This window comes from Rhodovulum iodosum (assembly GCF_041020385.1).
Classification (GTDB): domain Bacteria; phylum Pseudomonadota; class Alphaproteobacteria; order Rhodobacterales; family Rhodobacteraceae; genus Rhodovulum; species Rhodovulum iodosum.
In genome coordinates this window covers 1599868-1619005 of the sequence record NZ_JBEHHI010000001.1, presented here as the reverse complement: position 1 = coordinate 1619005, position 19138 = coordinate 1599868, and the positions used below count along the sequence as shown (strand labels likewise).

Genomic DNA, 19138 nt, shown 5'->3' with positions numbered 1-19138 from the left:
GGCCCGCCGGGGGCCCTGCCCCCGGACCCCCGGGATATTTAGCGCCAGAAGAAGCGGGGGGGCGGACGTTGGACGGCCATGGCGCCAGCGAGGCCCGATCGCATCGACAACCGGAAAGAGGCGACGCCGATCCTTTGTCGGGTCGCGGCCGCGGGCTGCTCCGGCTTGGGATCGGCGGATCTCTTCGCTATCATCGGACATGGGTCAAGGCGCGCCACGCCGCGCCGCTGCAAGGGACGGGAGCGGACCAGGACATGAGTGAACGTTTCGCACACTATCCAAGCCTCGGGGGCAAGACTGTGCTGGTGACCGGCGGCGCGTCGGGGATCGGCGCCGAGATCGTGGCCGCCTTCGCGGCGCAGGGCAGCCGGGTGGGCTTTGTCGATTTCGACGCGCAGGCCAGCGCCGACCTGGCGGCGCGGGTGCAGGGCGCGGTCGATTACGAACTGTGCGATCTGCGCGACATCGCGGCGCTGAACCGCGCGGTCGCGGGCCTGAAGGCGCGGCTGGGGCCGGCCGAGGTGCTGGTCAACAACGCCGCGCGCGACGACCGCCACGCCTGGGCGGACGTGACGCCCGACTATTGGGACGAGCGCATCGCCACCAATCTGCGGCACATGTACTTCGCGATCCAGGCGGTGGCGCCGGACATGATCGCCGCCGGTCGCGGGTCGATCGTCAATCTCGGCTCGAATTCGTGGTGGGAGGCGGTGGGGGGCCTGCCGGTCTATGCCACGGCCAAGGCGGCTGTGCACGGGCTGACCCGTTCGATGGCGCGCGAACTGGGGCCTCACCGCATCCGCGTCAACACGGTGGTACCGGGCTGGATCATGACCGAGCGGCAAAAGGCGCTGTGGGTCACGCCGGAAAAGCTGGAGACGCACCGCGCCCGGCAATGCCTGCCCGACCTGATCGAGCCGGTCCACGTGGCGCGCATGGTGCTGTTCCTGGCCTCCGACGACGCGGAAATGTGCACGGCGAACAACTACATGGTCGAGGCCGGATCGATCTGAAACCGGCCCGCCCGCCCCGGCGCGCGTTGTGCCGGGGCAACAGCCTGTGGATAATTTGCCCGCAATTTTTGGCCGCGATTCGCTTTCTCGCCCCTGCCTCTTTCCCGGATGAGCTTCGCGTGTTAACCGTTTCGTAATAAAAAACGAATTGAGGCGGGCTACAGGTATGAAAGCGGGCTTTCGCGGCACGTTTGTCGTTTCCTGGGCGCAAACAGAAGTGGATGGGGTCGCGGCGGCGCCGGTCGAGGCGTTGCGCGTGGGTGCGTCATGGGCGTGGTCGGGGCAGGCCACGCGCGTCGACGGGCCAGCGGACATCCTGCCACTCGGCAATGCGTCCGGGACAGAGGAGTTGCGCCAGCGCGCCGCACGGTCGGTGCGGCGCCTGGTGGGAATGGCCATCGATCCGGGACCGGAGGAAACCGCGGCGCTGAGCGGGCCTCTGCGCGACCGGGCCTTCGTCGTCACCGACGGCATGTCCAGCTACACCGGCACCCAGATCCCCACCGGGGCGGGGCGCCCGCCGCTGTTGATGTTTCTCGGCGAGATGCCGCCGGCGGGGGTCGAGCTGTGGGTGGTGCGCGAGATTGCCGAAGCGCCGCCGGTGCATCAGATAGGCGACGTGCCGCCCGGTGTGATCTGCTTTGCCGCGGGCACCCGGATCGACACGCCCGAGGGGCCCGTGCCGGTCGAGACGCTGGCCCCGGGCGACCGTATCCAGACCAAGGACGACGGCGTGCAGGAGATCCTTTGGGTCGGCCAGCGCCGGATGAGCGGCGCCCGGCTATACGCCATGCCGCAGCTTCGCCCGATCCGCATCCGGTCGGGCGCGCTGGGCGCCGAGCGGCCCGAGGGCGACCTGATCGTGTCGCCCCAGCACCGGGTTCTGGTGCGGGGCCGCGCGGCGGAGGTGCTGTTCCAGACGCCCGAGGTGCTGGTCGCGGCGGGGGATCTGCTGAACGACCGCACGATCCTGGTCGACCACACGCTGAGCGAGGTCACCTATGTGCATCTGATGCTGGAACGTCACCAGATCGTCTGGGCCAACGGGGTCGAAACCGAAAGCTTCCACCCGGCCAACACCTCGCTCGACACGGTGCCCGGCGACCAGCGCGACGCGCTGATCGAGGTATTCCCGATGCTGGCGCACGATCCCTATTGCTATGGTGATTTCGCCCGGCGCAATCTCGATGCCTCGGAGGCGGCGATCCTGCAATACGAGGGCGCGCTCAGCCATTGACAGGCGCCAGGGCATCTGTATAAGCCCTCCATTCCGGCCCGCGAGGGCCGGTTTTCATTGGTGTTGGTGGCCCCCGCAAGGGGATGCCTGTCGGGATGACGCGTGAAGCGGAATGCCAAAGGACAACGCCCTTCATAGCTGCCCCCGGGCAGCGCCCTGTTGAAGGAGATCAGCCGTGACAAAACGCACGTCTGCCAAGTACAAACTCGACCGCCGGATGGGTGAAAACATCTGGGGCCGTCCGAAATCCCCCGTCAATCGCCGCGAATACGGCCCCGGCCAGCACGGCCAGCGCCGCAAGGGCAAGATGTCCGACTTCGGCCTGCAGCTGCGCGCCAAGCAGAAGCTGAAGGGCTACTACGGCGATCTGACCGAGAAACAGTTCCGCCGCATCTATGCCGAGGCCGAGCGGGTGCGCGGCGACACCGGCGAGCTGCTGATCGGCCTGCTGGAGCGCCGCCTCGACGCGGTGGTCTACCGCGCCAAGTTCGTGCCGACCGTCTTTGCCGCACGCCAGTTCGTGAACCACGGCCATGTGCTGGTCAACGGCAAGCGCGTCAACATCCCCTCCTACCGGGTGCAGGAAGGCGACGTGATCGAAGTGCGCGAGAAGTCCAAACAGATGGCCGCGCTGCTGGAAGCGGTGCAACTGCCCGAGCGTGACGTGCCCGACTACATCGACGCCGACCATTCCAAGATGAAGGCCACCTTCGTGCGCACCCCGGGCCTGTCGGACGTGCCCTACCCGGTGCACATGGAACCGAACCTCGTCATCGAATTCTACGCGCAAAACTGAGGCTGACGCCTCACCACGCGACAAAAGGGCCCGCCGGATCACCGGCGGGCTTTTGCGTTTCGGCCGCCCGGCGGTCGGGCAATCGGCCGGTTTGACGACCAGTAGCCCCGCCATCTATTCGGATAGCAATTCATCAGGCGGAAACGACTGGCCCGATGACAGCCCCGCAAACCCCGATATCGGCCAGCGCCGTTGGCATCGACGTGGTACCGCGCCCCTGACGGACGGCGGCATCGCCGGCGCGGGCACTCTATCCCCTCCGCCCCAAGCGATGCTAATGTAGGAGTATGGCGGATCGAGCGATTGTCCTTGAAAGCACCATTACCTGCCCGAATTGCGGGCACTCGGCCGTGGAAACCATGCCGACCGATAGCTGCCAGTGGTTTTACGAGTGCAAGGCGTGCAGCAAGGTCTTGAAACCGCTGCCCGGGGATTGTTGCGTCTACTGCTCTTACGGGACGGTGCCGTGCCCGCCGATCCAGAAGGGCGATGACTGCTGTGGGTAGATAGCGGCCTGCGCACCACGTCCGCGTTGTAGACACGGCGCCGGCCACGTCGCACCAGGCGCGCAACACGATGGGCGCGTTGAAGTCCGCGAAAGGCGGAAGCGCGGGTAACGTCTCTTTGGCCTCGACGACCGGCGCCTCGGATCCCGAACCTGACACGGTGTGCAACTGAAGGCGCGGGCCGACCCGGCCACCGGCGATCAACAGCCCGCCCAACACGGCCCGAGATCAGAACGGCGAAACCGAGCATCCGCTTTTTTTCACGGGGCCCTCCTGAGGTGCGGCCGCGCAGAACAAACGGCCTGCGAATGACACCCGATGACAGTCGGTGCGGCGCGCCGATGGGCGGTCTATCCGCAACAGCCGGCAGGGCGGTCGCGCACCGGCGGTTTCGCGCTGGCCATGGCGCGGGTGCGCCGCTAGATACTGGCGCTCAGGAGGAAGAGCATGACCGAGATCCGACCGCAGCCGGGAATCATGGACATCGCGCTTTACCAGGGCGGTCAATCCCATGTGGCCGGCGTGGCCGACGTGGTAAAGCTGTCGTCGAACGAAAACCCCTTTGGCCCCAGCCACCGCGCCCAAGAGGCGTTCCGCCGAACGGCGCATACGCTGCATCGCTACCCCGCGACCGACCACGCCGCCCTGCGCGCGGCTATCGCCGAGCGGCACGGGCTGGACGCCGACCGCATCATCTGCGGCGCGGGCTCGGACGAGGTCATCACCTTTCTCTGCCAGGCCTATGCCGGACCGGGCGACGAGGTGATCCATACCGAGCACGGCTTTGCCATGTACCGTATCTCGGCGCTGGCCGCGGGTGCCACGCCCATCGAGACGCCCGAGCGAGAGCGCACCGTCGATGTCGACGCGGTGCTTGCGGCCTGTAGCCCTCGCACCCGGCTGGTCTTTATCGCCAACCCGGCCAACCCCACCGGCACCATGATCGGCGCGGACGAGACCGCGCGACTGGCCGAGGGGCTGCCGCCGCAGGCGATCCTGGTGCTTGACGGGGCCTATGCCGAGTATGTCGAGGGCTTTGACGGCGGCGCGGGCCTGGTCGAGGCGCGCGAAAACGTGGTGATGACGCGCACCTTTTCCAAGCTCTACGGGCTGGGCGGCCTGCGCATCGGCTGGGGTTACGGGCCGCGGCCGATCATCGACGTGCTGAACCGGGTGCGCGGGCCCTTCAACCTCAGCCAGCCGCAACTGGAAACGGCCGAGGCCGCGATCCGCGACCGCGACCATGCCGAACGCTGCTACGCCGAGAACGCCCGCCTGCGCACCTGGCTGTCGGACGCGCTGGCCGAGCGCGGCGTGCCCACGGACAGATCCTTCGCCAATTTCCTGCTGGCGCGCTTTGCCGATTCCGAAGAGGCCGAGGCCTGCGATGCCTGGCTGAAGTCGGACGGGCTGATCGTGCGCCAGACCGCGGGCTACAAGCTGCCCCATTGCCTGCGCATCACCGTGGGGGACGAGGCGTCCTGCCGCCGCGTGGCCCATTCGATAGGTCGCTTCAAGGAGAGCCGGTTATGAGCGTGGTCTACGGGCGCGTGGCGCTGATCGGCCTCGGCCTGATCGCGTCGTCCATGGCCTGGGGCATGCGCCGGGCCGGCCTGGCCGAAGAGATCGTGGGCACCGCGCGTTCGGCGCAGACGCGCGAAACCGCGCGCGAGATCGGCCTGTGCGACCGCGTGGTCGACACCGCCGCCGAGGCTGTGAAGGACGCCGATCTCGTGGTCCTCGCGGTGCCGGTGGGCGTGATGGGCGCGGTGGCCGAAGAGATCGGCCCGCATCTGAAACAGGGCGCGACCGTTTCCGATGTGGGCTCGGTCAAGCGCGCGGTGATCGCCGCGGTCGGCCCGCACATCCCCGACGGCGTGAATTTCATCCCCGCGCACCCGCTGGCCGGGACCGAGCATTCGGGCCCCCGTTCGGGCTTTGCCGAGCTTTTCGACAACCGCTTTTGCCTGTTGGTACCTGCAGAGAATAGCGACCGGCAGGCGGTGGACCGCCTGAGAGCCTACTGGGAGGGGCTGGGCGCCAATGTCGAAGAGATGGATGCCGATCATCACGACCTTGTTCTGGCCGTCACCAGCCACGCCCCGCACCTGATCGCCTACACGATGGTCGGCGTGGCCGACGATCTGCGCCGCGTGACCGACAGCGAGGTGATCAAGTATTCCGCCGCCGGTTTCCGCGATTTCACCCGCATCGCGGCGAGCGACCCCACCATGTGGCGCGACGTTTTCCTGACCAACAAGGACGCGACACTGGAAATCCTCGGCCGTTTCACGGAAGAATTGTTCGCATTGCAGCGGGCCATTCGAACCGGAGACGGAGACATGCTTTTCGATTACTTCACGCGCACCCGCGCGATCCGCCGCAGCATCATCGACGCCGGGCAAGACACCGACGCGCCCGATTTCGGCCGCTCGAAGGTGCACCCGTGATCCGGCTGGCCGCCGCCCTGCTTTCCCTGTTGCTGACCGCCACGGCCGCCGCCGCCCTGCCCGAATCCTCGCCACGCCCGGCGCCGCGCCCGGCGCTCGGGGCCGAGGCCGGGGCGCTGCCGCGTGTGCCGCTGGTGCCGGTGCATATCGGGGCCAAGCTGCGCCCGCAGGCCCGTCCGGCAGAGGCGGCGCCCACGGCGGCCCCGCCGCCGCGCCCCGCGGTGCCTGTCTTTTACAATGCGCGCACCCGCCCCGAACCGCGCCCCGCCCGCACGGCGCCGGTGGTGAAGGTGCGCCAGATCTCCAGCGGAACCGCGCTGACCCGGTCGGCCCGCCCCGAAAACCGGCCGCGCACGCCCGGCCAAAAGGCGGTGCTGGCCGCCGCAGGGGTGCGCAGCCAGCCCAGCACGGTAACGCGGGGCCGGCGCGGGGCGATCTGCGGCGACCGCGACATCCGCGGCAAGGAACTGGCGCCGATTCCCGGGCGCATTCGCGGCTGCGGCGTCGAGGCGCCCGTGCAGGTGACCGCAATCGATGGCGTGGCGCTGACCGCCCCGGCGACGATGGATTGCAATACCGCCCGCGCGCTCAAGACCTGGGTGCGCCAGGGGGTGAAGCCCACGGTCGGCCGGCTGGGTGGCGGCGTCGACAGCCTGCGCGTGGTGGCCCACTACGCCTGCCGCACCCGCAACAACAAACCCGGCGCCAAGATTTCCGAACATGGCCGCGGGCGCGCCGTCGATATCGCGGCGATCAACCTGAAAAACGGCGTGTCGATGACGGTGCTCAAGGGCTGGCGCGACCCGGTACAGGGCAAGCTGCTGAGAGCGATGCACAGATCGGCCTGCGGGCCGTTCGGCACGGTGTTGGGGCCCGGCTCCGACGGCTACCACAAGGACCATTTCCACCTCGACACGGCGCGGTACCGGTCAGGGACCTATTGCCGCTGACGGCCCAGCACCGGGATCTGGCCGGGTGAACCGAATGCCTGCGCGGCACATTTCAGGGGCGCAGCCCCATATTCGGTCGGGGCGTCGGCGAAACCGACTGGCCGCTTTCGCAGGACTTTCAGACAGCAAAACACCGCCCAACCAAATTGGGCGGCGTCGATCTGTGCATAGGTCCGCTCCGGCGGCGCGCGCCGGGAGCGTCAGGCGGCGGGCACGGTCTCGGCCTCGGTCTTGGCCGGTGCCAGCGCACGCATCTGATCTTCGGCCCAGAACCGGACGTCGTGGCGGCGCACGATCTCGTGCAGGGCGGCCATACGGTCGCGGCGCTCGGCCTCTTCCATGTCCAGCGCCTGTGCAATCGCGCTGTCCATCGAGCGGTTCGAGAACGGGTTGGTCAGCAGGGCCGACCCCATCTCGACCGCCGCGCCTGCGAATTCCGACAGCACCAGCACGCCGTCGCCATCGGTACGGGCCGCGCAGAACTCCTTGCAGACCAGGTTCATCCCGTCGGCCAGCGGTGTGATCCAGGCCACGTCGGCGGCGCGGTAGTAGGCGACCAGATCGTCGAACGGGATCGCGCGAGAGATCAGCGCGATGGGCTGCCATTCCAGGCTGCCGAAATGGCCGTTGATGCGCCCGGCCAGCTGTTCGATATCGGTCTGGATGTTCTCGTAGACCGTCATGTTGCGGTTGGCCGGCACCGAGACATGCATCAGCCGCAGCTTGCCGCGCAGGTCGGGGCGCGCTTCCAAAAGGCGCTCGTAAGACAGCAATTGCTCGATCCCGCCCTTGGTGTAATCGGTCCGCCCGACCGACAGGATCATTTGCGCCCCGCCCAGGTCGGCGCGGATTTCGGCGGCGCGCTTGGCCGTTTCGGGGCGCGCGGCGATGCTTTCGACATAGTCGGTATCGACCCCGACCGGCGAGGATTGCACGATGATCTTGTGCCCGTCGAAATCCAGCTCGGTCGGCACGCTGCGTTCCGACAGCGCGGTGACCTCCGACGCCAGGTCGGGCGCAACGGGTTCGCGCCGGGTCACGGCGACATCCAGCAGGCTGCGCGCGGCCGAGACGAAGTTGTTGGCATAGCGCGGGATGTGAAAGCCCACCACGTCGCAGGTCAGCAGGCTTTCGAGGATTTCCTTGCGCCAGGGCAGCACGTTGAACATGTCGGCCGAGGGGAACGGCGTGTGGTGGAAAAAGCTGATCTTCAGATCTGGCCGCATGGTCCGCAGATAGCCCGGCACCAGCCACAGGTTGTAGTCATGCACCCAGACCACGGCGCCCTCGGCGGCCTCGTTCGCGGCGGCCTCGGCAAAGGCCCAGTTCACTTCACGAAAGGTCGGCCAGTCGACGGGGTCGTAATTGTACCGCTCCTTGAAGGAATGCAGGATCGGCCAGAATGCCTCTTTCGAAGTGACGTGGTAAAAGCTGCTCACCTGCTCGGCGGTCAGGGGCAGGCGCGAAACCGTGTATTTGCCGTAGGCATCCTCGATCTCGATCACCCGGTCGAACTCGGGGTTGGCCGGGTCGTCGGCCTGTTTCCACGCGACCCAGGCGCCGCTTTCGAACCGGCCGAAAAAGCTTTTCAGCGTCGGCACGATGCCGTTGGGGCTCTTGTTTTCGCGGAACTCGGTCTTGCCGTCGACCTCCACCTCTTCGTAGGGCTGGCGGTGGTAGACGATCACCAGATTGGACGGCATATCAGCCTCCTTTCGGAATGTCGTGAAGGGAAAAGGCGTCGATCGCCTCCATGATCCCTGCCGCGCCATGGGCGCGGGCTTTGTGCACATGCCCGAGGGGCGCCACCCGTTCGATCAGCGGCGCCTCGGAATTGCCGACGGCCACCGCGTTCAGCCCGCATTCGAGCATCGACAGGTCGTTGAGCGTGTCGCCCGCGGCCAGCACCCGGCCTTCGGGCACTCCCAGATGTGCGATGAGCCGTTTCAGCGACGGGCCCTTGGACACGCCCTGAGGCAACACGTCGAAAAACCGGTTGTCCGAGATCAGCCAGTCGAGGTCCAGTTCCTCGACCTTGCCCTTGGCGCTGTCGCAAAAGGCGTCGGCCTCCAGATCATAGCTGACCCTGTGGCGGAACGCGGTGGGTTGCAGCGTCAGCCCCGGATGGCCGTCAAGCGCCGCGCGCACCGCGTCGCCCTTGCCGCCCCAGCGCCGGGCGATATCGGCCTCAAGCGTGGGGATCGGCGTGATGGTGCCGTCGTGCGATACCTCGGCAATCGACGTGCCGACGTCGCAAACCACGTATTCCGGCCATGGCAGGCCACGTTCCTCGCACAGCTCGACGATGAAATCGGGATCGCGCCCGGTGACGAAGATCAACCCTATGGTTGTACGCTGATCGTCGATCCAGTCGTAGAGGCGGCGGCGGTCGTCCTGGGTGCCGCCCAGGAACGTACCGTCCAGGTCGGTGGCCAACACGAAACGCCGCTCGGACAGCGGCGGCAAAAGGGTTTCGGCAAGCGTCATACCGGGGCTCCGAAGGGCAGCAAGGCGTTGGGTTCGGGATGGTCGAGCGAGATGTCGAGCGCCCGCGGCTCGGCCTCGATGGGCCGCACCCAGAGGTCGGAAAAGCTCTGGTTCAGGTCGGCGCCCTCGTGCAGAACGGCGTTGACCGTCTCGCAAATGGGCATCGGCACGCCGATCCGCCGCGCCAGGTCGATCACCGAGATGGCGTTGACCTCGCCCTCGACGACGACGGGCTTTCCATCGAAACACGCCTCGCGGGCCAGGCCGCGGCCCAGTTGCATCCCCAGCGACATGTTGCGCGACGTGGTGGACGAACAGGTCAGGGTCAGATCGCCCGCGCCCGACAGTCCGGTGACGGTTTCACGCTTGCCGCCCAGCGCCTCGGCCAGCGCCTTCATCTCGTCCATGCCGCGGGCGATCAGGGCCGCGCGGGTGTTCTCGGCAAAGCCGGCGCCCGACATCATCCCGCAGGCGATGGCGATCACGTTCTTCACCGCGCCGCCCACCTCGACGCCCACCAGGTCGTCCGAGATATAGGGGCGAAAGCCGCCGCCGCTCAGCGACATGGCCAGCCGCGCGGCCGGGCTGGCCCCGGGCGTCAACCGGTCGGCATAGGAAAACGGAAACGCGACGGTCGCCGCGGTGGGATGGCCCAGGGCGGTTTCCCGCGCGAATGTCGGGCCGGAGACGGCACCGATGGGATGATCGGGCAACTCTTCCGACGCCACCTCGGACAGCAACAGCCCGGTGCCCCGCTCGATCCCCTTGGCACAGAGCGCAAGCGGGATGCCCTTGGGCAGCACCGGCGCCGCGGCCCGGCAGATGTCGCGCAACGTTGCCGAAGGCGTGACCAGCAACACCGCACCGGCGCCGTCCAGCGCCTCTTGCAGGTCGGCGGTCGCCATGATCCCCGGCGGCAGGTCGATATCCGGCAGGTAATCCGGGTTCTGCCCGGTGCGCGAGATCGCGGCGGCCAGGTCGGGCCGTCGCGCCCAGAGCGTGACGTTTCGCCCGCTACGCGCCAGCACGCTGGCCAGCGCCGTCCCCCACGACCCGGCACCGATCACGGCGACGGTGGGGTAAGGGCTGGATTGGGGATTGGAGGATTGCGAATAGCTGTCTTTCATTCCGCTCACGGGCATCTATGGCTCTGCTTATCGGCCGAAGGACATTGCGGCCGCGCGGTGGGACGTGGCGTCACCCATACCGCGCCTGCCCCGTGCCGGGTCATCGGCCTGCCCTGACCCGCCGACGCACGAAGCGCTCTGCACATAAGGTACGCCATGCGGCCGGTCTTTCAAGGCAGTGCCGCAGCGCGGCGTCCGTGGCCGGTGATTTGGCCGTTCAATTATTTCATAGTGCTTAGCAAAAATACGAACTGCGCAAAAATTGTGCAACCCCTCAAGGCCCAGAAAAGCGAGGATTTGGTTGTCGACACCGCTATCGCTGAATCGCGACAGTCAGGCCCGGCGCGGCGACTTGCGGCTTTTTATAATGATTTACAAATATTTATAGTGGTTCTGGCTGCTAGGTGCGCGCAACAGGCCGCCGCTCCCCGATCGGTCGACACCGGCCTCGCCCGACCCGCCGGTTTTCGCCGACCGAATTGATTTGGCGGGCCAAGTCCCTAAAATATATTCACATAACGAAGTTTACTGCACCGCAGCAATCTTCTCGACAGCTACGTGCTGCACCAGTTTAAGGAGTAGGATCCGCATGACCTCTGCCACCGTCAGAACCGCCATCTTTCCGGTCGCCGGGCTGGGCACCCGTTTTCTGCCCGCCACCAAGGCCACCCCGAAAGAGCTGTTGCCGGTCATCGACACGCCGCTCATCCAGTACGCCATCGACGAGGCGCGCGATGCCGGGGTCGAGCGGATGGTCTTCGTCAGCCACCCGTCGAAATCGGCCATCGAACGCCATGTCCGCGCCGATCACGACCTGATCGAGACGCTGCACGCCCGCGGCAAGAGCCATATCGCCCGCGAGCTTCACGCCGCGGCGCTCGACGAGGATGAGCACGAGGTGGAATTCGTCATGCAGCACGAACCGCTTGGCCTCGGTCACGCGGTGCTCTGCGCGCGGCCGCATGTGCTGCCCGGGCCCGTGGCGGTGCTGCTGCCCGACGACCTGATCCTGTCCGGCCCCGGCTGCCTCAGCGAGATGATCGCCGCCTACCAGGCCTGCGACGCGGGGCACATGGTGGCCACCATGGACGTCACCCGCGAGACCGTGTCGCGCTATGGTGTGCTGGTGCCGAAACGGCATGACGGCCGGCTGGTCCATGCCAGCGGCATGGTCGAAAAGCCCGCCGCCGAGGACGCGCCGTCGCTCAAGGCCGTGGTCGGCCGCTATATCCTCGACGGGGCGATCTTTGACACGCTGGCCAGCCAGCCCCCCGGCGCCAATGACGAGATCCAGCTTACCGACGCGATCGCACGAGACGCCGGGCCGCTGGGCCTGGCCGGTTTCGCCTTCTCGGGCGAGCGCTTCGATTGCGGCTCGAAAGAGGGTATGCTGCGCGCCACGCTGTCGCTGGCCGCCCAGCACCCGAGCTATCGCCAGGTGCTGACCGAGTTCGCCACACCCGCCACGGCGATGGCCGCCGAATAAAGGCGCCCGTCGTCCAGCCCTTCCCGACCGGTCGGCGCGCACCATGCGACGCTGGCCGGTCATCTCGTTCAAGACAAGGAATCGAATGTCCCTGACAGACCGCGCCATCCCGCGCGACGACAAGGCGCAGGCCCTCGCCGACTGGTGCGCCGAAATCCACACCACCGCCTCCAGTCAGTTCGAGGCCAGCCGCGCCATCGCCCGCCGGCTGGGTGCACAGGTGGCCGAAGACCACGTGACCTTCGGCTTCTGGACGCCGGAATTGCAGGATCAGCGCGTGCCCGAGGGCGACGTGTTTCTCGAGGTGCTGGCCCCGACGGGCGCGCTGGACCTTACGATTTCCCACCAGGAGCAGCGGTTCGAGAAAGTGTATCTGCCCGTCGCCCGCTACGAGGGGTTCACCTTCGCCGCGGTCGCGGGGCTCGGCGCGGGCAGGCGCGACCGGCTGGGCGATTTCTACGCACTGGCCTGGCGCGACGGCCACGGCGCCTGGCACCGCATCTTCGACCCGCTGGCGATGTCGCTGCCCTTCGGCGCCTTCGCCCCGGCCGAGATCTACGACGTCGACGCGATGCAGGCCGCCCGGTCCGACGCCGACTATTTCCGCGCCTTCGCCGGCGCGGCGCCGCACAAGTTCGGCCCGCCCACCAACATCCTGCAAATCCATGTGCCAACCGCCACCGCCGGCGGCACGCTGGCCAGCCTCACCCGCCAGTACCACCGCCTGGCCGAACGCGTCGAGCACGGACTGAGACTGGAACCCGCCGACGCGCTGTTTCTGGGCTACGACGCGGTGCAGCTCTTGCCGGTCGAGCCCACGACGGTTTACGAGACCGGCCCCGCCTTCTGGCAGGAAAACCCGGTCTCGGAGGGCGAGGTCGACATCACGCTGACCCGTCCCGACACCACCAATTGGGGCTACGACGTGGTGATCTCGGGCATGGCCACGGTGAACCCCGTGCTGACCGAGACCGGTCGCCCGGACGAGTTGGTCGATCTCGCCGCGGTGCTGCACACCTTCCCCGGCAAGCCCAAGATGCTGATCTTCGACGTGGTCTTCGGGCATTCCGACAATCAGGGGCTCGAAGCGCTCAACCCGCATTTCTTCGCCGGGCCGAACATGTACGGCCAGAACCTCGATTATCGAAATCCCGCGGTGCGGGCGATCCTGCTAGAGATGCAGCGGCGCAAGGTCGACTTCGGCGCCGACGGCGTGCGCATCGACGGCGCGCAGGATTTCAAGTGGTGGGATCCGTCCCTGCAGCATCTGCGCCATGACGACGACTACCTTCAGGAAATGGCCGACGTGGAACAGCAGGTCGCCGGGACGCGCTACCGCCCCTGGATGATCTTCGAGGATGGCCGTCCCTGGCCCGACGAGGATTGGGAACTGAGCTCGAGCTACCGCGCGGTGATCGAGGCCCAGCGCGACGACGACGTGTTCCAGTGGGGGCCGCTGACCTTTGCCCACAACACGCCGTTTCTCTACACCTTCTGGCTGTCCAAGTTCTGGCGCATCCGCGAAATGCTGGAGATGGGCGAAAACTGGATCTCGGGCACCGCCAACCATGACACGCTCAGACGCGGCACCCAGGTCAACCCCAAGCTCAACATCAACACGCGCCTCGGCGAGACGCGGATGGAGCTGTTGGACAAGGCCTATGACAACCCCGCGGTGTCGATGCTGACCTACGCCGTGTTCCCCGGCGTGCCGATGGATTTCCTAAACGCCACGTCGCGGGCCAGCTGGGGCTTTGTCCGCAACCAGGATGACTCTTACGGGGTCAAGGTCGTGGCCGAAGAGGCGATCAGCCTGAAATGGCAGGTCGACGAATACAGCTATTCGGTGCCCGGACATTTCACCCGGCTGAAAGAGCTGGGCTTTGACACGCGCGAAGACCTCGCCCGGTTCTTCGAGTTCCTGCCGGCGCTGGTCGAGGTGACCGATTACGATCTCGACACCATCGCCACGCTGCTGAACGCGGTCGAGCCGCCGCTGGCCGGCCCCCCGCGCTTTACCGTGCCGGTCCTGAAACAGATCGCACGGGCCTGGATGGACGACATGCACGCCTATTGCAATGTCGCCAACTCGATCAGCGCGCTCGACCCCGCGCAGACCGATTTCATGCTGGCGCTGCGCCGGTTCCGCCGGGCCAACCCGTGGCTGCGCGGAAACTTCGGGCCGAGCGATCATTTCGACTACATCCGCCCCCTGGGCGGGCGCACCCTGTTCACCGCGCTGCGCAATGCGCCCGAGGGCGGGCAGAGTTTCACCATCGCGCATATGGAGGGCGGCCCGACCGACGAGGTCGACCCCCTCACCCTGCCGATTGCGGGGCTCGACGGGTTCGGCTGGCGGCTGGCGCTGCGCACGCCGGGGATCGGCGGCGATTACAACGGCGGGCCGATCACGCTGCGCGATTCCATGGCGCTGACATTTACCCGCGACCTGCCCGTCGGCTAGGCGCGCTCGACCAGCCCGCCCAACTCGCACAGTTGGGCGGCGATCTCTGCCACGCCCTCGCCGTTGCGAAGCGAGGCGAAGAGGAAGGGCCGCCCGCCGCGCATCCGCGTGGCGTCGCGCTCCATCACCGACAGATCGGCGCCGACATAGGGCGCCAGGTCGGTCTTGTTGATGATCAGCAGGTCCGACCTGGTGATCGCCGGCCCCCCCTTGCGGGGGATTTCCTCACCCGCGGCCACGTCGATGACGTAGAGCGTGATATCGGCCAGTTCCGGGCTGAACGTCGCCGACAGGTTGTCGCCGCCCGACTCGATCAGCACCAGCTCGAGGTCGGGGATGGCCGCCGTCAGCTCTGCGATGGCGGCGAGGTTGATCGAGGCATCCTCCCGGATCGCGGTGTGGGGGCAGCCGCCGGTCTCGACACCCTTGATGCGGTCCGAGGGCAGCACCTGCATCCGCGTCAGCGCCTCGGCATCCTCTTGCGTGTAGATGTCGTTCGTCACCACGGCGAGCGAAAAGCGGGGCGCGAGGGTGCGGGCAAGCTGGGCGGTCAGCGTCGTCTTGCCGGCGCCCACCGGGCCGCCGATGCCCACGCGAAGGGGGCCGTTGGGGGAAGTCATGAGCGGAACAGCCTCGAATACTGGGTTTCGTGTTTCATCGACGCGATATCGGCAAGAAAGACCGAGCTTTCCAGATCGTCCAGCCCGGCCTCGGCCGCCTCTTCGGCCAGCCGCAGGCACAAGGGCGTCAGCGCCGACAGCGTCTGTTGCCCCTCGGTTTGCCCGATCGGGATCAGCCGGATGCCCGCCGAGACGAGGTTGGACGTAAACGCATGCAGGTACATCCGCGCGGTCAGCACCATGGGCAGCCCCTCGACCCGCGCCGCGCGGCCCAGCGCCACCGGATAGGTCAGCGCGGGCAACGCAGCCCCCGGCCAGACCGCGCCCAGCGTCTCGGCAAAGGCGCGGCCTTGGGCCTCGGCCTCCAGCAGGCGCTCGGCCGAAGGGGCAAAGGCGCGCGCCTCGGCATCGATCCCGGCCACCTCCTCGGCGCTTTCGGCCCGGTAGGCGGCGGCCAGCAGGATCGCATCGCAGCGCCCGGCGCCGTGGGCCAGCACATCGCCCAGCCAGCCCCGCAGCGTGGCCGCATCGCGCACGTCGCCCGCCTCGACCGCCCATTCCAGCCCGTGGCTGTAGGTGAAGGACCCCACCGGAAATGCGGGCGACAGCCATTGCGCCAGCAGCAGAACCTCGGCGTCAGTGGTCATGGGAGTGGCCGTGATGGGTGGTGTGCCCATGTTCATGCGCATGGGTCCGGCCATGCCCGTAGGCCCCGCCCTCGGGCGAGAAGGGCGCCACGATCTCGGCCACCTCGGCGCCCAGCCGGTTCAGCATGTCGCGGATCACGTGGTCGCGCTGGATCAACAGCCGGTCGGCCTCGATCTGGCAGGGTGTGTGGCGGTTGCCGACATGCCAGGCGAGCCGGGGAAGGTCGCCGCGGACCTCCAGCAAATTCTCGTCCGCCGCGGCCACGGCCACCTTGCGCCCGTCGGCCAGCACGAAACACTCGCCCGCCTCGACCGAGGTCGTCTTGGCCAGGTCGACGACGAAGGCCAGCCCGCCATCGCTGACCAGCCGCTTGCGCCGCAGGAACCGGTCGTCATAGCTCAGCGTCACGGTATCGTCCGCGCCGCCCGGCGGGGCCACGTCTTGCGCGACGGGAAGGGCGCCGGTCATGCCGCGCCTCCGGCCGCGCTGGCTACAGGTTGAACAGATCGCGGAAAACGTAGCGCGGAATGTCTTCGCGGGTGATGCCCAGCTGCGAAAGCTGCGCGTCGGAATAGCTGTTCAACCGCTGGATCTCGCGCATCCGCGACCGGCTGAGAACATAGGCGTTCACGCCCTGCCCCAGCCCTGCAAAGAAGGCGTCGATGCGCTGGGACATGCCCGGCGGGCTGAACTTGAAGGTGATACTCGGCGTTGCCATAGGAAACCTCGTCTCGATCTAGAGGTGGTTTCCTCCCATGAAATGCAGGATAGGCCTGCCGACAGCCGCCGACCACGCCCGTTAAGGCATGCCCGTCCTGCGAATGCTGCATTGCAGCAGATTTCCGCATATCCGCACCCTTTCGCTCAGAACATGAAATAGCGCTGAGCCATCGGCAGCACCTCGGCGGGCTCGCAGGTCAAGAGCTCTCCGTCGGCGCGCACCTCGTAAGTTTCCGGGTTCACCTCGATCTTGGGCGTGGCGTCGTTGAGCACCAGGTCTGACTTGCCGATGCCGCGGGTGTTTTTCACCGCCACCGTCTGCTTGGCCAGCCCCAGCGCCCCGCCGATCCCCTCGGCCTGCGCCGCCTCGGACACGAAGGTGACGGCGGAATTTTCCAGCGACCGGCCGAAGGCGCCGAACATCGGCCGCGTGTAGACCGGCTGCGGCGTTGGGATGCTGGCATTGGGGTCGCCCATCTGGGCGCAGACGATGGTGCCGGACATCAGCACCGTCTCGGGCTTCACCCCGAAAAACGCCGGGTTCCACAGCACCAGATCGGCGCGCTTGCCCTCTTCCACGCTGCCGATCTCGTGGGAAATGCCGTGGGCGATCGCCGGGTTGATGGTGTATTTCGCCACGTAGCGGCGGACGCGGTAATTGTCGTTGTCGCCGGTTTCTTCGGCCAGCCGGCCGCGCTGTTTCTTCATCTTGTCGGCGGTCTGCCAGGTGCGGATGATCACCTCGCCCACCCGGCCCATCGCCTGGCTGTCCGACGCGATGATCGAGAACGCCCCCATGTCGTGCAGGATGTCTTCGGCCGCGATGGTCTCGCGCCGGATGCGGCTTTCGGCAAAGGCCACGTCCTCGGGGATCGACTTGTCGAGGTGGTGGCAGACCATGAGCATGTCGAGATGCTCTTCCAGCGTGTTGACCGTGAAGGGCCGCGTCGGGTTGGTCGAGGACGGCAGCACGTGTTCCTCGCCGCAGACCTTGATGATATCGGGCGCGTGCCCGCCGCCTGCGCCCTCGGTGTGGAAGGCGTGGATCGTGCGGCCCTTCATGGCCTTTATGGTGTTTTCCACGAACCCGCTTTCGTTCAGCGTGTCGGTGTGAATCATCACCTGGACGTCCATGTCGTCGGCCACGGAAAGACAGCAGTCGATGGCGCCGGGCGTGGTGCCCCAATCCTCGTGCAGCTTCAGCGAACACGCCCCGCCCTTGACCTGCTCGACCAGAGCGGCCGGCAGCGAGGCGTTGCCCTTGCCCGCGAAGGCCAGGTTCATGGGGAAGGCATCGGCCGCCTGCAGCATCCGCCCGATATGCCAGGGCCCCGGCGTGCAGGTGGTCGCCATCGTCCCCGTCGCGGGGCCCGTGCCGCCGCCCAGCATGGTGGTCAGCCCCGAATGCAGCGCGTCCTCGATCTGCTGCGGGCAGATGAAATGGATATGGCTGTCGAACCCGCCTGCCGTGACGATCTTGCCCTCGGCCGCGATGGCCTCGGTTCCGGGGCCCACGATGATATCCACGTTCGGCTGGGTATCAGGGTTGCCCGCCTTGCCGATCTTGACGATGCGCCCGTCCCTGATGCCGATATCGGCCTTGGTGATGCCGGTGTGATCGACGATCAGCGCATTTGTGATGACCGTGTCCACCGCGCCCTCGGCGCGGGACGCCTGGCTTTGCCCCATCCCGTCGCGGATCACCTTGCCGCCGCCGAATTTCACCTCTTCGCCATAGGTGGTCAGGTCTTTCTCCACCTCGATGATCAGGTCGGTATCGGCCAGGCGCAGCTTGTCGCCGGTGGTGGGACCGAACATGGCGGCATAGTCGGCGCGGGAAATCTCTCTGGGCATCAAAGCTCCCCCATCACCTGCTGGTTGAAGCCATAGACGCGCCGCGCGCCCGCGATCGGGATCAGCTGCACCTCGCGCCGCTGCCCCGGCTCGAACCGCACCGCGGTGCCCGCGGCGATATCCAGGCGCATCCCGCGCGCCGCGGCGCGGTCGAAGTCGAGCGCGGAATTGGACTCGGCGAAATGGTAATGGCTGCCGACCTGCACCGGCCGGTCGCCGGTATTCGCCACCATCAGCGTGATCGGCGCACGGTCGGCGTTCAGCGTCAGCGTGCCCTCGGCGGCGAAGAGCTCTCCGGGGATCATGTGCGCCGCCCGAACCGGAACGCGATCACCCCGCCGGCCACCAGCAGCGCGGCCAGGCCCAGCGTGCCGGCGTTCAACTCGTGCACGTGCGGGTAAAGGCCGTCATGGGCGCTGGCCGGCGCCGCGGCCAGCATCGCGGCGAGAAGGGGAAGTGCTTTCATACCTGGTCTCCTCAACGAATGGGATTGTGGACGGTCACCAGCTTGGTGCCATCGGGAAAGGTCGCCTCGACCTGAACCTCGTGGATCATCTCGGGCACGCCCTCCATGCATTGATCGCGGGTCACCACCGCGGCGCCGGCCTGCATCATCTCGGCCACGCTGCGCCCGTCGCGGGCGCCCTCGACCACCGCGTCGGTGATCAGCGCCACCGCCTCGGGGTGGTTCAGCTTGACGCCGCGGGCCAGCCGCTTGCGCGCCACCTCCGCGGCCATGGCGACCATCAGCTTGTCTTTCTCTCTCGGGGTCAGTTGCAT

General features: G+C 67.3%; 20 protein-coding genes. 9 read left to right on the top strand and 11 right to left on the bottom strand.

Features of this window, described 5'->3' with window-relative positions; translation table 11 throughout:
* The first annotated feature begins 254 nt into the window (after nucleotides 1-254).
* The 7 genes from Ga0609869_RS07900 (at nucleotide 255) to Ga0609869_RS07870 (ending at nucleotide 6952) form a co-directional block, all read left to right on the top strand.
* The gene (locus Ga0609869_RS07900; RefSeq protein WP_125408553.1) at nucleotides 255-1013 is read left to right on the top strand and encodes an SDR family NAD(P)-dependent oxidoreductase; all 759 of its coding nucleotides are present in this window, start codon (nucleotides 255-257) and stop codon (nucleotides 1011-1013) included.
* A 166-nt stretch (nucleotides 1014-1179) separates the two neighbouring features.
* Complete coding sequence (locus Ga0609869_RS07895) at nucleotides 1180-2250, top strand: Hint domain-containing protein (protein ID WP_125408552.1); 1071 nt, start codon at nucleotides 1180-1182, stop codon at nucleotides 2248-2250.
* A gap of 175 nt (nucleotides 2251-2425) precedes the next feature.
* Complete coding sequence (rpsD, locus tag Ga0609869_RS07890) at nucleotides 2426-3046, top strand: 30S ribosomal protein S4 (protein ID WP_125408551.1); 621 nt, start codon at nucleotides 2426-2428, stop codon at nucleotides 3044-3046.
* Nucleotides 3047-3333: 287 nt separating this feature from the next.
* Nucleotides 3334-3552: a GDCCVxC domain-containing (seleno)protein gene (locus Ga0609869_RS07885; RefSeq protein ID WP_125408550.1), complete on the top strand. Its 219-nt coding sequence runs from the start codon at nucleotides 3334-3336 to the stop codon at nucleotides 3550-3552.
* Nucleotides 3553-3999: 447 nt separating this feature from the next.
* A complete protein-coding gene (gene hisC, locus Ga0609869_RS07880) occupies nucleotides 4000-5085 on the top strand; it encodes a histidinol-phosphate transaminase (RefSeq protein ID WP_125408549.1) in 1086 nt (361 codons plus the stop codon).
* Entirely contained in the window at nucleotides 5082-6002 is a 921-nt protein-coding gene (locus tag Ga0609869_RS07875) for a prephenate/arogenate dehydrogenase family protein (RefSeq protein ID WP_125408548.1), read from the top strand. Before hisC ends, Ga0609869_RS07875 begins: the two co-directional genes overlap by 4 nt.
* Nucleotides 5999-6952, top strand: a complete 954-nt coding sequence (locus Ga0609869_RS07870; RefSeq protein ID WP_342772256.1) for an extensin-like domain-containing protein — start codon at nucleotides 5999-6001, stop codon at nucleotides 6950-6952. The genes Ga0609869_RS07875 and Ga0609869_RS07870 overlap by 4 nt, the downstream gene beginning before the upstream one ends.
* A 200-nt stretch (nucleotides 6953-7152) precedes the next feature.
* Here the strand turns inward: Ga0609869_RS07870 and ggpS are convergent, their stop codons facing one another.
* Genes ggpS through Ga0609869_RS07855 form a run of 3 tightly spaced genes read right to left on the bottom strand, consistent with a single transcriptional unit; the run spans nucleotide 7153 to nucleotide 10581 of the window.
* Nucleotides 7153-8655, bottom strand: coding sequence for a glucosylglycerol-phosphate synthase (gene ggpS, locus Ga0609869_RS07865; RefSeq protein WP_125408547.1), 1503 nt, complete (start codon nucleotides 8653-8655; stop codon nucleotides 7153-7155).
* A 1-nt stretch (nucleotide 8656) separates the two neighbouring features.
* On the bottom strand, nucleotides 8657-9439 hold the full coding sequence (locus Ga0609869_RS07860; RefSeq protein ID WP_125408546.1) for an HAD family hydrolase: 783 nt from the start codon (nucleotides 9437-9439) through the stop codon (nucleotides 8657-8659).
* Nucleotides 9436-10581, bottom strand: coding sequence for an NAD(P)H-dependent glycerol-3-phosphate dehydrogenase (locus Ga0609869_RS07855; RefSeq protein ID WP_438826868.1), 1146 nt, complete (start codon nucleotides 10579-10581; stop codon nucleotides 9436-9438). The genes Ga0609869_RS07860 and Ga0609869_RS07855 overlap by 4 nt, the downstream gene beginning before the upstream one ends.
* Nucleotides 10582-11155: 574 nt before the next feature.
* Here Ga0609869_RS07855 and Ga0609869_RS07850 point away from each other — a divergent pair.
* Together Ga0609869_RS07850 and gghA are read left to right on the top strand one after the other, a co-directional pair.
* Nucleotides 11156-12052 carry a UTP--glucose-1-phosphate uridylyltransferase gene (locus tag Ga0609869_RS07850; RefSeq protein ID WP_125408545.1) on the top strand — a complete coding sequence of 299 codons (897 nt, stop codon included), beginning with the start codon at nucleotides 11156-11158 and terminating at the stop codon, nucleotides 12050-12052.
* A gap of 85 nt (nucleotides 12053-12137) precedes the next feature.
* Nucleotides 12138-14516 carry a glucosylglycerol hydrolase gene (gghA, locus tag Ga0609869_RS07845; protein ID WP_125408544.1) on the top strand — a complete coding sequence of 793 codons (2379 nt, stop codon included), beginning with the start codon at nucleotides 12138-12140 and terminating at the stop codon, nucleotides 14514-14516.
* Here the strand turns inward: gghA and ureG are convergent.
* The 8 genes from ureG to Ga0609869_RS07805 form a co-directional block, all read right to left on the bottom strand.
* On the bottom strand, nucleotides 14513-15136 hold the full coding sequence (gene ureG / locus Ga0609869_RS07840; RefSeq protein ID WP_125408543.1) for an urease accessory protein UreG: 624 nt from the start codon (nucleotides 15134-15136) through the stop codon (nucleotides 14513-14515). The two genes, gghA and ureG, sit on opposite strands and share 4 nt — an antisense overlap.
* The gene (locus Ga0609869_RS07835; protein WP_125408542.1) at nucleotides 15133-15783 is read right to left on the bottom strand and encodes an urease accessory protein UreF; all 651 of its coding nucleotides are present in this window, start codon (nucleotides 15781-15783) and stop codon (nucleotides 15133-15135) included. Before Ga0609869_RS07835 ends, ureG begins: the two co-directional genes overlap by 4 nt.
* Nucleotides 15773-16252, bottom strand: coding sequence for an urease accessory protein UreE (ureE, locus tag Ga0609869_RS07830; RefSeq protein WP_125408541.1), 480 nt, complete (start codon nucleotides 16250-16252; stop codon nucleotides 15773-15775). Before ureE ends, Ga0609869_RS07835 begins: the two co-directional genes overlap by 11 nt.
* A 22-nt stretch (nucleotides 16253-16274) precedes the next feature.
* Entirely contained in the window at nucleotides 16275-16502 is a 228-nt protein-coding gene (locus Ga0609869_RS07825; protein WP_125408540.1) for a hypothetical protein, read from the bottom strand.
* 146 nt (nucleotides 16503-16648) lie between these two features.
* Nucleotides 16649-18358: an urease subunit alpha gene (gene ureC, locus Ga0609869_RS07820; RefSeq protein ID WP_125408539.1), complete on the bottom strand. Its 1710-nt coding sequence runs from the start codon at nucleotides 18356-18358 to the stop codon at nucleotides 16649-16651.
* Nucleotides 18358-18663 carry an urease subunit beta gene (locus tag Ga0609869_RS07815; protein ID WP_125408538.1) on the bottom strand — a complete coding sequence of 102 codons (306 nt, stop codon included), beginning with the start codon at nucleotides 18661-18663 and terminating at the stop codon, nucleotides 18358-18360. The genes ureC and Ga0609869_RS07815 overlap by 1 nt, the downstream gene beginning before the upstream one ends.
* Entirely contained in the window at nucleotides 18660-18824 is a 165-nt protein-coding gene (locus Ga0609869_RS07810; RefSeq protein ID WP_170168881.1) for a hypothetical protein, read from the bottom strand. Before Ga0609869_RS07810 ends, Ga0609869_RS07815 begins: the two co-directional genes overlap by 4 nt.
* Before the next feature lie 11 nt (nucleotides 18825-18835).
* Nucleotides 18836-19138: an urease subunit gamma gene (locus Ga0609869_RS07805; RefSeq protein WP_125408537.1), complete on the bottom strand. Its 303-nt coding sequence runs from the start codon at nucleotides 19136-19138 to the stop codon at nucleotides 18836-18838.